This window comes from Mycolicibacterium neworleansense (assembly GCF_001245615.1).
Lineage (GTDB): Bacteria > Actinomycetota > Actinomycetes > Mycobacteriales > Mycobacteriaceae > Mycobacterium > Mycobacterium neworleansense.
In genome coordinates, this window is record NZ_CWKH01000001.1 from 98869 (window position 1) to 112694 (window position 13826).

Below are 13826 nucleotides of genomic sequence, written 5' to 3' on the forward strand. Positions count from 1 at the left end.
CAGTCCGAGTGATTCGGTATCCAGATCTGTCACGCCTCACTCCTTCCCGAGGTCGAGCAGCCGGCGCGCGATGATGTTGCGCTGAACTTCGGCCGTGCCGCCGTAGATGGTCGACGCCCGCGAATACAGGTATTCGGTGCGCCATTCGGAGTCCTCGAGCTCGATGACACCGGGCATCAGGTTGCGGGCGGTGTCGTAGAGCAGCTGTTCGGCACTGGCCAGCAGTACCTTGTCGATCGAGGTGTCCGGCCCCAGCTTGTGGCCCTCGGCCAGCCGGTGCTGGGTTGCCGCCGAACGGCAGCGCAGCGTGTGCAGGGCCAGGTAGACCTCACCCAAGTCCGGATCCACCGCCTGCCCTTGCCTTTTCACCGCGTCGACCAGTGCGTCGAACCGTGAGTACAGGTAGGCGATGCGCTGCCAGAAGCAGGTCGAGCGCTCGTAGGGCAGCAGGTCCATCGCCAGCTGCCAGCCGTCGCCGGGCTTGCCCAGCATCCGGCTCGCGTCGACCTCGACGTCGTCGAAGTACACCTCGCAGAACTCGTCGACATCGTGCATGGTGCGCAACGGCCGCACGGTGATGCCGGGAGAGTTGGTGTCGACAAAGAACGCGGTGATCGCCTGGTGGTTGGGGGTGTCGGCGTCGCCGGTGCGGGTCAGCAGGATGCACCGATGTGAGAACTGCGCGAAGCTGGTCCAGACCTTCTGGCCGTTGATGACCCATTTGTCGCCGCGCTGGACGGCGCGGGTGGTCAGCGAAGCCAGGTCGCTGCCGGAGCCGGGTTCGGAGAATCCCTGGCACCACTGCTCTTCGCCGGACAGCAGCTTGGGCACCATCTCGGCCGCAAGTTCCTTGGGTGCGTAGTCGATCATCGTGGGCGCGAGCACTTCGAGCATCGAATACGGACCGGGCTCGGCCAGCCTGCGGCCCACGACCTCCTCGCCGACGATGGCGCGCAGCATCTCGGGTCCACCCAGTCCACCGGCGTGCTCGGGCCAGCCGTACCGGCTCCAGCCACCCTCGTACAGCGCCTTCTGCACCCGGGCGAACTGGCGCATGTGACCTGAAAGCGAGTGGTCATCGGGTGGCGTCAGATCATTCTCGGCGAGCCAATTCCGCAGCGCCGTGCGGAAAGTCGCGGGTTCAAAGAGGTCGCTCATCCGGCCTCCGGCCTGCCGATCGCGTGCGGCCGGCCGTGGTCGTGGTCGCCACTGCGCCGGATGAAGGTCATCGCCCGGGTCTTCAGCCGCCAGCCTTCGGCGGTCCGCACGTAGGTGTCGCGGTAGTAGCCGATGCGCATGTCGTGCTTGGAGTGCTCGATGAAGCAGAGCGGCTGGGTGCCCGAGGCTGTATCGGCGCCTTCGTCCAGGTCGATCAGGGCGGTTCCGGTCATGAACAGGCCTTTGGGGGCGGCGTCCACCAGCACCGGGAAGCGGTTGAGCGTGTAGGTCTCGCCAAACGCGCTGTAGGTGCCATCGGGGGTAAAAACGCTGATCAGACCGTCGATGTCGCCCTGGGTGATGGTCACCGCGTACTTGGCGAGCACCTGCTGGATCTCGATCAGATCCTCGGTCCGTGTCGGGGAATCAGTTGATGTGCTCATTGCGGAAGACCTTACCGCCTTTCATTACAAAATCCACATGTTGTGTAACGTTGATGTCCTCGAGTGGGTTGCCCGGCACCGCGATGATGTCGGCGAGCAGGCCCTCGGCCAGCCGCCCCCGGTCGGTGACGTTGATCAGGTCGGCGGCGATCGTGGTGGCCGAGCGCAGCACCGCGGCCGGGGGCATGCCCCACTCCACCAGGGTGACGAGCTCGTCGGCGTTCTTGCCATGCGGGATGGCGGGGGCGTCGGTGCCGACGGCGATCTTCACCCCGGCCTCGTATGCGGCCTTGATCGACGTCTCGGCCTTCGGGAACATCTCGGCAGCCTTGTCCTGCAGCACCTTCGGTGCTTTCGACACGTCCATGGCCTGCGCCAGGCGGCGGGTGGTAACCAGGAACCGGTCGTTGTCGACGAGCATCTGGATGGCCTCGTCGTCCATGAGGAAGCCGTGCTCGATGCAGTCGATTCCGCAGTCGACGGCGTGCTTGACGGCTTCGGCGCCGTGGGTGTGGGCGGCGACCCGCAATCCGCGCCGGTGTGCCTCATCGACGATGACGCGCAGTTCCTCATCCGAATAGTGTTGCGCCCCAGCCTCACCGGTCAGTGACATGACACCGCCCGAACAACACACCTTGATCAGCTGCGCGCCGTGCTTGATCTGGTAGCGCACCGCCTTGCGGATCTCGTCGACCCCGTTGGCGATGCCCTCTTCGATCGTCAGCTCCAGCACGCCCGGCATGAACGCCGCGAACATCGTGGGATCCAGGTGTCCGCCGGTGGGGGTGATGGCGTGGCCGGCCGGGACGATGCGCGGACCATCGATCCAGCCCGCGTCGATCGCCTTGCCGAGGGCGACGTCGAGCAGGTAGCCGCCCGTCTTGACGAACAATCCGAGGTTGCGCACGGTGGTGAACCCGGCGCGCAGGGTGCGCCGCGCATTGCCCACCGCGCGCAGCACGCGGGTCGGGGGATCGTCCTGCACCTGGGACAGGCCCGGGTTCTCACCCCGGCCACCCATCAGCAGGTTGACTTCCATGTCCATCAGGCCGGGCAGCAGAATCGAGTCACCGAGATCGATGACCTCTGAACCCTCTGGGATTTCGCCACCTACACCGATTATCCGGTCACCGTCGACACGGACAATGCCGGGACGAATGATCGTCCCGGCATCGACGTCGACAAGACCCGCAGCTTTGAGGGTCAGCACGACTAAACCACCGGCTCCTTGATGAGATTGATATAGGCAGCACCGCTGTCGAGCACCCGAGGCTGCTTCCAGACCTCGACCGGGAAGCTGACCTGAACGATCGACTGCCCCAGGTGTACAAGGGCTTTGGCGTCGTCGGGCATGCCGGCCAGCGGGAAGCGAGCATCGACGTAGACCATGATGTCCTCAAGCCGCGCCATGCCGGCGTCGTAGAGCTCCTGCATCTCGTCCATCGTCGAGTTCAGGCGCTTCTGATAGCGCTCCTCCTCGGTGGGCAAGCACCAATCGCTGAATCGCTCCAGATCGGCGAATTCCTCGGGCAGCTTAGACATTGACTTCATCCTTCTTGTCGGCACCGGCGTGCTTGCCATTGGTCGATCCATTTCCGTTGGCCTTGGCCTCTTGGTACCGGTCCACGTACTTGTGGGCGGTGTGGTGCAGGTGGCGCAGCAGAATTTCCTGGTCGCACAGCGGGAAGTCGAGCACGGCGCGGGTGCCGATCTGAGTCTGCGTGGCTTCCAGGGTGTTGGCGTCCTGGAACGCGTACTCCTTGAACGTCACCGCGGCCAGCTCCTGAGACAGCCGCTCGCGCAGGTTCTTCGGCGGCACGAAGTACAGGTCGGCCTCGAAGATGTGGCTGTCCACACCGGTGGGCCAGTAGTTGTAGGTCAGGTACCAGCCCGGGGCCCAGAAGAGCAGGGTGAAGTTCGGGAAGAACTCGAAAGAGTCCTGGCCCCAGGTGGAGTGCCGGCCGGGATTGATCGCGGGCGGCAGCTCGTCGGGGAGGATGCCCTTGATGTCGGGACGATCCCACGGCCCGAACAGGCCGCTGTGCAGGATGCGCTCGATGGGCTTGACCATCTTGAGGTCCTTCGGCGGGCTCATGCCACCCCAGGACGAGATCATCGAGTGATCGCCCTTGATGTCGTAATGCAGCGCCTCGAAGCCGAACTTGGCCAGCTTCTCGGCCTCCTCCTTCTCCGCCTGCTTCATGTGCAGGATCGGCGCGTGGTAGAACTCGACGAACGCGTCGATGAACAGCTTCCAGTTGGCCTTGACCTCCGAACGGTAGCTGTAGTGCTCGGTCATCTCGTGGAAGGGATAACCCTTGAGGCCCTGGCCGAACTCACCCAGGTATTCCTCCAGCGAGACTGCGTCGTCGTCGAAGTTGACGAAGATGAAGCCCTCCCAGACCTCGCAGCGCACCGGCTTGAGCGGATAGTCGGCCTTGTCGACGTCGAAGAACTCCTGCTCCTGCTGGATGAAGGTCAGGTCGCCCTTGAGGTTGTAGCGCCAGGCGTGGTACTTGCAGACGAATTGGCGGCAGCTGCCGGACACCTCCTCGCCGGGGTAGTCGTTCCACACCAGCTTGTTGCCGCGGTGGCGGCACAAATTGTAGAAGGCGCGGATCTCGTCACCGTCGTTGACGATGACGATCGACGTGCCCGGGCCGACCGACGGCAGCTCACGGGTGATGTAGCTGCCTTTCTTGGGGATCAGCTCCACGCGGCCCATCTGCAGCCAGGTCTTGCGGAAGATGGCCTGCTGCTCCAGTTTCCAGTGCTCGGGGTCGATCGAATCCTCGTAGTTGACCGGGGCGGTGCCCAGTTCGGGCCAGTTCTCGGTCCAGCTGCCCGCAGCCGGCTTCGGGAAGAACGCCATCATCTACCTACTTTCTTCTTGAGTTAGTGGCCGGATTCCGGCGCAATTCCAAAGGTGTTGTAGGCCATGGCCATCAGGCCATAGCCGCCGATCGTGAAGACCAGGTCCATGCGCTGGCGTTCGTCGAGGTGCTCGCTCAGCGCCGCCCAGGTGCTGTCGGAGATTTCCGCCTGTCCGTCGAGTTCATCGACGGAGTCGAGCACCAGCTGGTCGAGGGGAGTAGAGCCTTCGCCGCTCGTGCTGCTGGCGATCTGCTCATCGGTGAGTCCCTCGGACTTGCCGATGAATGCGTGGTGCGCCCACTCGTATTCACACTTCTTGCGGTGGGCGATGCGCAGGATGGCCAGCTCACGCATCTGCGGGTCCAGCGTCGAGCGGAACAGCAGATGATTGCTGAACCGCAGGAACGCCTTGGTCAACGCGGGGTGGCGGGCCAGCGTCGACAGCGCGGTGCCCGCTCCCTCGGGATTGAGCCGCTCCTCCGGAAGCATGACCGACAGTGCTCGCCGCACGTTGTCGTCCCACTCCTCGGCGGGCAAGGGGGCCAAGCGCACGGGGCGGTTCTCCTCTCGATGACCCGTCACTGACTCTCGGTTGCGAGAATCAGGTTCTCATTTCCGACTAAGAGGTTTCCACCTTTTGCCGCGATGGTCAACAAGAACGCGCCAGATTCTGCGGTGACCTGGCTAAATCTGCTCGTCAGCGCCATCAGACATTGATTCTCGCTAGATGAGAAGCTAGTTTTCTCTCATAGAGAACCAATGTGACGGCCTATGGACGGAGCGAGGCAGTGAACAAAGACGACATGATCTTGATCAGCGTCGACGACCACATCATCGAACCGCCGAACATGTTCAAGAACCATCTTCCGGAGAAGTACCGCGACGAGGCGCCGCGTCTGGTGCACAACCCGGACGGCAGCGACACCTGGCAGTTCCGCGACACGGTGATCCCGAATGTGGCGCTCAACGCGGTGGCCGGCCGGCCCAAGGAGGAGTACGGCCTGGAACCCCAGGGGCTCGATGAGATCCGCAAGGGCTGCTACGACCCGGACGAGCGGGTCAAGGACATGAACGCCGGCGGCGTGCTGGCGACCATGAACTTTCCGTCGTTTCCGGGCTTCGCGGCCCGGTTGTTCGCCACCGACGACGACGAGTTCTCGTTGGCACTGGTCCAGGCTTACAACGACTGGCACATCGACGAGTGGTGCGGGTCGAATCCGGGCCGATTCATCCCGATGGCCATCCCGGCGATCTGGAACCCGCAACTGTGCGCCGACGAGGTTCGTCGCGTGTCGAAGAAGGGTGTGCACTCGCTGACCTTCACCGAGAACCCGTCGACGCTGGGCTACCCGTCCTTCCACGACCTGGAGTACTGGAAGCCGTTGTGGGAGGCCCTGGTCGACACCGACACGGTGATGAACGTGCACATCGGATCGTCGGGCAAGCTGGCGATCACCGCCCCGGACGCCCCGATGGACGTGATGATCACGCTGCAGCCGATGAACATCGTGCAGGCCGCGGCCGACCTGTTGTGGTCGGCGCCGATCAAGGCCTACCCGGGCCTCAAGATCGCGCTGTCCGAGGGCGGCACCGGGTGGATTCCGTACTTCCTGGACCGCGTCGACCGCACCTATGACATGCACTCGACGTGGACGCACCAGGATTTCGGTGGCAAGTTGCCCAGCGAGGTGTTCCGTGAGCACTTCATGACCTGCTTCATCTCCGACCCGGTCGGGGTGAAGAACCGCCACGAGATCGGCGTGGACAACATCTGCTGGGAGATGGACTATCCGCACAGTGACTCGATGTGGCCGGGTGCCCCCGAGGAGTTGAGCGCGGTGTTCGACACCTACGACGTGCCCGACGACGAGATCAACAAGATCACTCACGAGAACGCCATGCGGCTGTACCACTTCGACCCGTTCGCCCACGTGCCGAAGGAGCAGGCGACCGTCGGTGCACTGCGTAAGCAGGCCGAAGGGCATGACGTGTCGATCCGTGCCCTGAGCCACAAGGAGAAGACCGGCACCACCTTCGCCGACTTCCAGGCCAACGCCAAAGCCGTTGCCGGCGCGCGAGACTGAACGCCGAGACGAACGGCCCAGAAAAATAGGAGAGCACACAGTGTCGGGCGGTATGAACTTCGAGCTGACCGAGGACCAGCAGCTGATCCGCAAATCAGTGGCGGAGCTGGCGGGCAAGTTCGACGATCACTATTGGATGACCAAGGACCAGGCCCACGAGTTCCCGCAGGAGTTCTACGACGCCATCGCGGGCGGGGGCTGGCTCGGGATGACCATCCCCGAGGAGTACGGCGGGCACGGCCTGGGCATCACCGAGGCCACCATCCTGGCCGAGGAGGTGGCCCGGTCCGGCGGGGCCATGAACGCCGCCAGCGCAATCCACATGTCGATCTTCGGGATGCAGCCGGTGGTGGTGTTCGGCTCCGAGGAGATGAAGAAGGCGACGCTGCCGCGCATCGTCAACGGGGACCTGCATGTGTGTTTCGGTGTCACCGAGCCCGGTGCGGGACTGGACACCTCGCGCATCACCACCTTCGCCAAGAAGGACGGCGACAGTTATGTGGTCAACGGCCGCAAGGTATGGATCTCCAAAGCGCTTGAGTCGGAGAAGATCCTGCTGCTCACCCGTACCGAGTCACGCGAGGACGTGGAGAAACGCGGCGGCAAGCCGACCGAAGGTCTCACACTGTTCCTGACCGACCTCGACCGAGACCACGTGGAGATCCGGCCCATCAACAAGATGGGCCGGAACGCGGTGAGTTCCAATGAGTTGTTCATCGATGACCTGCGGGTACCCGCCGAGCACCGCATCGGCGACGAGGGCAGTGGCTTCAAGTACATCCTGCACGGGCTCAACCCCGAGCGGATGCTGATCGCGGCCGAGGCCCTCGGCATCGGCCGGGTGGCGCTGGACCGGGCGGTCAAGTACGCCAATGAGCGGGTGGTGTTCGACCGGCCGATCGGCATGAACCAGGGCATCCAGTTCCCGCTGGCCGACTCACTGGCCCGCCTGGACGCCGCCGAGCTGATCCTGCGCAAGGCCACCTGGCTGTACGACAACGGCAAGCCGTGCGGACGGGAGGCCAACATGGCCAAGTACTTGTGCGCCGATGCCGGTTTCGGTGCGGCCGACCGCGCGCTGCAGACCCATGGCGGGATGGGCTATTCCGAGGAGTACAACATCTCCCGGTTCTTCCGGGAGTCACGGCTGATGAAGATCGCACCGGTGAGCCAGGAGATGATCCTGAACTTCCTGAGCGCCAACGTTCTCGGCCTGCCCAAGAGTTACTGAGGAGATATCCAGTTCAATGAGGACCTATTTCGACCTGACCGGACGGTCGGCGCTGGTGACCGGCGCCGGTGCCGGGATCGGCGCGGCGGTATCCGAGGCGCTGGCCGCTGCCGGCGCCGCGGTGCTCGTCACCGACATCAGTGGTGAGGCGGCTGCGAAGGTCGCCGAGCGCATCAACACCGCAGGCGGCAAGGCTGACAGCGCCGCGCTTGACGTCAGCGACCGTGACGCGGCCGAGGCCGCCGCGGCGCAGGCTGCCGCACTCGGCGAGGGCAACCTGCACATCGTGGTCAACAACGCCGGGGTGACCTCGCCGGCGATGTTCCCGAAACTCACCGACGAGACGTTCCGGCTCACCTTCGACATCCACGTCATGGGCACCTTCCATGTCACGCAGTCCGCGCTGCCGCACATGCCCACCGACGGCACCGGTCGCATCATCAACGTCACCTCATCGGCCGGAATCACCGGGACGCTCGGCCAGGTCAACTATTCGGCGGCCAAGGCCGGACTGATCGGCATCACCAAATCGCTGGCCCGTGAGCTGGCGACCAAGAACATCATGGTGAACGCGCTGGCGCCGCTGGCCGCGACGCCGATGACCGAAACCATCCGCACCAACGAGAAGTTCGCGGCCAACATGATGAACCGCATCCCGCTCAAGCGCTGGGCCGAGGCCGACGAGGTCGCGGGTGCGTTCGTGTTCATGGCCTCCGACGCCGCGTCGTACATCACCGGGCAGGTATTGCCGGTCGATGGCGGCATGGTTATGTGACGTTGTGAGCGAGTTTACGAGCGAACCATCGAGCACAGCGGCTGAATCCTCTTTGCCGCTGGCCGGCATCACCGTCATAGCGATGGAACAAGCGGTCTCCGCACCGATGTGCACCCGGGTGCTCGCCGACTTCGGCGCCAGGGTGATCAAGATCGAGAACCCCAAGGGCGGGGACTTCGCCCGGGACTATGACGATGTCGTGCTGGGGCAGGCGGCCCATTTCGTCTGGGCCAACCGGGGCAAGGAATCGGTCACGCTCAACCTCAAGTCACCGGAGGGGATGGAGGTGCTGCACCGGTTGCTCGACGGTGCCGACGCCTTTGTGTCCAACCTGGCCCCCGGCGCCACCGCGCGTCTGGGGCTCGGGCCCGACGACCTCAAGGTGCGCCACCCGCAGGTGATCCCGGTGGAGATCGACGGCTATGGCCCGGGCGGGCCGCTGTCGCACAAGCGTGCCTATGACCTGCTGGTGCAGGCCGAGTCCGGATCGTGTGCGTCAACCGGTTACGCCGGTATGCCGGCCAAACCCGGTGCGGCCGTTGCGGATATCGCCACCGGATTGTATTCGGCGCTGTCGATCATGGCGCTGCTGGTGGGCCGGGCCCGCAACGGTGAGGCCGGTGCCGCGCCGGCCGTCGCGGTCAGCCTGTTCGACACCATGACCGACATCATGGGATACCAGCTGGCCTATACCCAGCATTCCGGAATCGACCAGATCCCACTGGGGATGAGCTCACCGGCGGTGGCACCCTACGGCGCGTTCGACACCCGCGACGGGCAGACCGTGGTGCTGGGCACCACCAATGACCGGGAATGGCAGCGGTTGGCCCGCGAGATCATCGAGCGGCCCGACCTCGCCGACGACCCGCGCTTCGCCACCAACTCCGACCGCTGCGCGCATCGCGACGAGCTCAACAAGGCCATCGAATCCTGGTGTGCCCAGCACGATCTCGCCGATGTTCAACGGACCGCCGATGAGGCCGGGATCGGCAATTCGCGGTACAACCTGCCGAGTGAGGTCATCACCCACCCGCACCTGCAGGCGCGGGACCGGTGGCGTCAGGTCGGCACCCCCAACGGAGAGATCTCGGCCCTGCTGCCGCCGCCGGTGATCACCGGCATGGAGTTGGGCATGGGTGCGGTGCCGGGTCTCGGCGAGCACACCGATGCAGTCCTGAGCGGGATCGGCGTGAGCGCCGAGCAGATCGCCGCCCTGCGTGAGCAGGGCGCTATCGGCCCGGCCTACCAGTCTTGAGTTCTAGAGGAGAATCCCATGCGCGAAACCGTCATCGTTGAGGCCGTCCGCACCCCGGTCGGCAAGCGTAACGGCGGCCTGTCCGGTTTTCACGCCGCCGACCTGTCGGCACTGGTGCTCAATGCGCTCGTGGAGCGGGCGGGCATCAGCCCCGAAATCGTCGACGACGTGGTCTGGGGCTGCGTCTCTCAGGTCGGTGATCAATCCAGCAACATCGGCCGGTACTCGGTACTGGCAGCAGGCTGGCCCGAACACATTCCGGGAACCACGGTCAACCGGGCCTGCGGATCCAGCCAACAGGCGCTGGATTTCGCGGTCCAGGCCGTGATGTCCGGCCAGCAGGACGTGGTCGTCGCTGGTGGGGTGGAGGTGATGAGCCGGGTCCCGCTGGGTGCGGCGCGGGCCACCGGCACTCCGTACGGCCCGAAAGTGTTCGAGCGGTACAAGGACTTCGGGTTCAACCAGGGCATCTCGGCCGAGATGATCGCGCAGAAGTGGGGTTTCAGCCGGACCCGGCTCGATGAATACTCCGTGGCCTCACACGAGCGGGCCGCGGCCGCCCAGGATCGCGGCGCCTTCGAGAACCAGATGATCACGGTGTTCCCCGACCCGGCTGACCAGCTGGACCCGGTCGTCGCCGACGAGGGTGTCCGGCGCGGCACCACGGTGGAGAAACTGGCCGGCCTCAAGCCGGCGTTCGCCGAGGACGGGGTGATCCATGCCGGCAACTCCTCGCAGATCTCCGACGGTGCCGCGGCCCTGCTGGTGATGACCGCCGAAAGCGCTGTGACGATGGGCCTTTCGCCGATCGCGCGGTACCGGGCGGGCGCGGTGACGGGCGCCGATCCGGTGCTGATGCTGACCGGGCCGATCCCGGCTACCGAGAAGGTGCTGCACAAGGCCGGCGTGCGACTCGATGAGATCGGCGTGTTCGAGGTGAACGAGGCGTTCGCCCCGGTGCCCCTGGCCTGGTTGGCCGAGACGGGCGCCGACGAAGCCAAACTGAACCCGCTCGGCGGCGCCATCGCGCTGGGGCATCCGCTCGGCGCATCGGGCGCGGTGCTGATGACCCGGATGATCAATCACATGCGCGACAACGGAATTCGTTACGGCTTGCAGACCATGTGTGAGGGCGGCGGTACCGCCAACGCCACGCTGGTCGAGCTCATCGACTGACGCTAGGGAGAAGTAGTGCAACGCAATCTGTTCACCGAGGACCACGAGGCGTTTCGCGCGCTGGCGCGCGATTTCATCGAAAAGGAAGTCGTCCCTGCCTATCCCGAGTGGGAAAAGGGCGGCCGGATGCCCCGTGACGTCTTCAAGCAGATGGGTGAACTCGGCATGCTGGGGATGGCGATCCCCGAGGAGTACGGCGGCGCGGGCATCGACGACTACCGCTACAACGTGGTGCTGCAGGAGGAGGCCGCGCGGGCGCTGGTGACGTTGTCGACGGTGCGCACGCAGCTCGAGGTGATCCTGCCGTACTTCCTGCACTACGCGAACGAAGAGCAGCGGCAGCGGTGGTTCCCGGGTCTGGCCGCGGGGACGCTGCTGACCGCGGTCGCGATGACCGAGCCGGGGACCGGCTCTGATCTGGCCGGCATGCGCACCACCGCGGTGCGCTCGACTGATTCGCAAGGCGACCACTACGTGCTCAACGGGGCCAAGACGTTCATCACCGGCGGTATCCAGGCTGATCTGGTGGTCGTGGTGGCGCGGACGTCCACCGACCCGGAGAACCGCCGTAAAGGTTTGACGCTGCTGGTCGTCGAGGACGGCATGGCCGGCTTCGAGCGGGGCCGCGAGCTGGAGAAGATGGGCTGCAAGGTGCAGGACACCGCGGAGCTGTCGTTCACCGATGTGCGGGTTCCCGTGACCAACGTGCTGGGGGAGGAGGGCGAGGCCTTCAGCTACCTCGGCCACAACCTCGCCCAGGAGCGGCTCACCGTGGCGGTGGGTTCGGTGGCCCAGGCCCGCTCGGCGATCGCCGCGGCGATCGGCTACACCAAGGACCGCAAGGCATTCGGCCTGCCGGTGGCGTCGTTTCAAAACACCAAGTTCGAACTCGCGGCGTGCTCGACGGAGGTCGAAGCGGCCCAGGCGATGCTGGACCGGGCGGTGGCGCTGCACGTCGACGGTGAGTTGTCCGGTGCCGACGCGGCCCGGGTGAAGTTGTTCTGCACCGAGATGCAGGCGCGGGTGATCGATCGTTGCCTGCAGCTCTTCGGTGGGTACGGCTACATGATGGAGTACCCCATCGCGCGGCTCTACACGGACGCGCGGGTGGCACGCATCTATGCCGGCACCAGCGAGGTGATGAAGGTGATCATCGCCAAGTCTCTGGGCCTCTGACCGGGCGAGCCCGGCGGTTGTGACGGCCGTCGGGAAATACTTTTCCTGAGACGCTTGTCACAGCGGTCAAACCAACTTACTGTGTGTTCACTAGGTTGGTTCGACGAAGGAGTCGTGTGGCTTCGGTTTCTGGTTTACAGGCGCAGTCCGAGGGCGTGCGGCCCTACGAGACGCTCCTGGCCAAAGGGGAAGACCGCAGGCAGCGGATACTTTCCGTGGCTGAGAAGCTGCTGGCGCGCAATGGGTGGCGTAACACCTCGCTGGCGCAGATCGCCAGGGAGGTCGGGGTCACGCCGGCCGGTCTACTCCACCATTTCGAGTCCAAGGAGCAACTGCTGAACGCGGTGCTCGATGCGCGCGATCACGACGACGACACCCACGCCGACCGGTCCGGTGATCTCGCCGAGGAGATCAAGCGGGTGGCCGAGCGGTTCGTCCGCGCGCCCGAGCTGGTCGGCACCTTCACCGTGCTGCTGGTCGAGAACATCCAACCGGACGCTCCGTTGCACGATCGTTTGCTGAAACGACAGCAGGCGGCGCGCGACATCGTCGCGGACATCATCACCCGTGGCCAGCTCAGCGGCCGCTATCGCACCGACTTCGACGCGGCCACCAAGGCCGTGGAAATCCTGGCATTCATCAATGGAATGGAGACCTCATGGCTACTCGATCCCTCGCTCCCGTTGACGGACGTGTTCAACAGCTACGCGGAGATGCTGGGGAGGGACTTGGGGCAGGGCCTCGGGGAGGGCACAGAGCAGCCGGCCGGCCGCAACGGGGCGGCCGTCCAGTGAGATTGGAGGACGACATGCGGTATCGGCTTGATGTGGTGGCCCCCTGTGTGGTCGACGCGGTCCGGTTCGCCGGTGGCTGGTTGGTCGACCGGGTGATGGCAGGGTGGGATGTCACTGTGCTGATCGGTGCCGACGAGGATGTCCGTCCGTTGGCGATCCTCGGGGTCGAGACGATGCCGCTGGAATCCGTGTTGGAGTCATGGGAGGACCGCCCGCATCCGCAGACCGTTGCGGTGGCCGCTGATCTGTTCAACAGCGACGAGCGCGTCCGGCGCGGTGTGCTGGGGGCATTGGAGCAGGGGCACACCGAGGTGACCCTGTGGGGCGACGAGTGTCCGGCCGACCTGAGCGTCGATCCGGTACGTCACGAATTGTCAGCTGCCGCACGCGCTTTCAAGGCGCAGGCGTTGGCCGCGGTCAACGATCCCGATGCTGAGATTGTCGGAAGCAGTGAGGCCTTCCGGTGCGGCACGATGGTCAGCCGCTCGGTGCCCGCGGATCTGATTCCGGCGAGCTGAGGGAGCGTTTCTGCCAACCGCAGACCAATTCCTGCCACCGGAATTAACCCTCTGACCTCGATGTTTGATCTGTCAGATCGGCGAAAGCGCAACACCAGACCGCCGACCTGTGGAGCCGTAGCGCGACGCTCGACGCCACCGGAGAGCACATCGGAAGAGGGCACCAAAATGAAGAGTTTCGGCTTCGCCACCCTGATCGCCAGTGGACTGATCGCGGCGGTGTTCGGCTGGGCCGCACCGGCTCAGGCCGAGCCGGTCACCCCGGTCGGGCCGCACTACAGCGTCGACAATCACGACGAGGTCTACACCACGAACGGATTCGTGGATCTTCCGTTCTGATCC

At 65.0% G+C, this 13826-nt stretch carries 15 protein-coding genes; 9 read left to right on the forward strand and 6 right to left on the reverse strand.

Features of this window, described 5'->3' with window-relative positions; genetic code table 11:
- Positions 1-36: 36 nt before the first annotated feature.
- The 6 genes from BN2156_RS00485 to BN2156_RS00510 are packed head-to-tail and all read right to left on the reverse strand — an operon-like array spanning position 37 to position 5027.
- The gene (locus tag BN2156_RS00485; RefSeq protein ID WP_090509113.1) at positions 37-1158 is read right to left on the reverse strand and encodes an acyl-CoA dehydrogenase family protein; all 1122 of its coding nucleotides are present in this window, start codon (positions 1156-1158) and stop codon (positions 37-39) included.
- Positions 1155-1601, reverse strand: coding sequence for a nuclear transport factor 2 family protein (locus BN2156_RS00490; protein ID WP_090509115.1), 447 nt, complete (start codon positions 1599-1601; stop codon positions 1155-1157). Before BN2156_RS00490 ends, BN2156_RS00485 begins: the two co-directional genes overlap by 4 nt.
- The gene (locus tag BN2156_RS00495; RefSeq protein ID WP_090509117.1) at positions 1585-2811 is read right to left on the reverse strand and encodes a metal-dependent hydrolase family protein; all 1227 of its coding nucleotides are present in this window, start codon (positions 2809-2811) and stop codon (positions 1585-1587) included. The genes BN2156_RS00490 and BN2156_RS00495 overlap by 17 nt, the downstream gene beginning before the upstream one ends.
- A gap of 2 nt (positions 2812-2813) precedes the next feature.
- The gene (locus BN2156_RS00500; protein ID WP_090509119.1) at positions 2814-3143 is read right to left on the reverse strand and encodes a hypothetical protein; all 330 of its coding nucleotides are present in this window, start codon (positions 3141-3143) and stop codon (positions 2814-2816) included.
- A complete protein-coding gene (locus BN2156_RS00505; RefSeq protein ID WP_090515280.1) occupies positions 3136-4473 on the reverse strand; it encodes an aromatic ring-hydroxylating oxygenase subunit alpha in 1338 nt (445 codons plus the stop codon). The genes BN2156_RS00500 and BN2156_RS00505 overlap by 8 nt, the downstream gene beginning before the upstream one ends.
- Positions 4474-4496: 23 nt before the next feature.
- Positions 4497-5027 (reverse strand): carboxymuconolactone decarboxylase family protein, encoded by a 531-nt coding sequence (locus tag BN2156_RS00510; RefSeq protein ID WP_090509121.1) that lies wholly within the window; start codon positions 5025-5027, stop codon positions 4497-4499.
- A gap of 236 nt (positions 5028-5263) precedes the next feature.
- Here BN2156_RS00510 and BN2156_RS00515 point away from each other — a divergent pair, with 236 nt between their 5' ends.
- From BN2156_RS00515 to BN2156_RS30835, 9 genes are all read left to right on the forward strand, one after another.
- Positions 5264-6559, forward strand: a complete 1296-nt coding sequence (locus tag BN2156_RS00515; protein ID WP_090509123.1) for an amidohydrolase family protein — start codon at positions 5264-5266, stop codon at positions 6557-6559.
- Between the two features lie 52 nt (positions 6560-6611).
- Positions 6612-7790 carry an acyl-CoA dehydrogenase family protein gene (locus tag BN2156_RS00520; protein ID WP_090509125.1) on the forward strand — a complete coding sequence of 393 codons (1179 nt, stop codon included), beginning with the start codon at positions 6612-6614 and terminating at the stop codon, positions 7788-7790.
- Between the two features lie 16 nt (positions 7791-7806).
- Positions 7807-8565 carry an SDR family NAD(P)-dependent oxidoreductase gene (locus BN2156_RS00525; RefSeq protein WP_090509126.1) on the forward strand — a complete coding sequence of 253 codons (759 nt, stop codon included), beginning with the start codon at positions 7807-7809 and terminating at the stop codon, positions 8563-8565.
- Complete coding sequence (locus BN2156_RS00530; protein ID WP_090509128.1) at positions 8546-9820, forward strand: CaiB/BaiF CoA transferase family protein; 1275 nt, start codon at positions 8546-8548, stop codon at positions 9818-9820. Before BN2156_RS00525 ends, BN2156_RS00530 begins: the two co-directional genes overlap by 20 nt.
- 18 nt (positions 9821-9838) lie before the next feature.
- On the forward strand, positions 9839-10996 hold the full coding sequence (locus tag BN2156_RS00535) for a thiolase family protein (protein ID WP_090509130.1): 1158 nt from the start codon (positions 9839-9841) through the stop codon (positions 10994-10996).
- 15 nt (positions 10997-11011) lie between these two features.
- The gene (locus tag BN2156_RS00540) at positions 11012-12172 is read left to right on the forward strand and encodes an acyl-CoA dehydrogenase family protein (RefSeq protein ID WP_090509132.1); all 1161 of its coding nucleotides are present in this window, start codon (positions 11012-11014) and stop codon (positions 12170-12172) included.
- Between the two features lie 116 nt (positions 12173-12288).
- Entirely contained in the window at positions 12289-12966 is a 678-nt protein-coding gene (locus tag BN2156_RS00545) for a TetR/AcrR family transcriptional regulator (RefSeq protein WP_090509133.1), read from the forward strand.
- A gap of 14 nt (positions 12967-12980) precedes the next feature.
- Positions 12981-13484, forward strand: coding sequence for a hypothetical protein (locus BN2156_RS00550; protein ID WP_090515282.1), 504 nt, complete (start codon positions 12981-12983; stop codon positions 13482-13484).
- A 168-nt stretch (positions 13485-13652) separates the two neighbouring features.
- Positions 13653-13823 (forward strand): hypothetical protein, encoded by a 171-nt coding sequence (locus BN2156_RS30835; RefSeq protein WP_162839201.1) that lies wholly within the window; start codon positions 13653-13655, stop codon positions 13821-13823.
- The last annotated feature ends 3 nt before the right edge of the window (positions 13824-13826 follow it).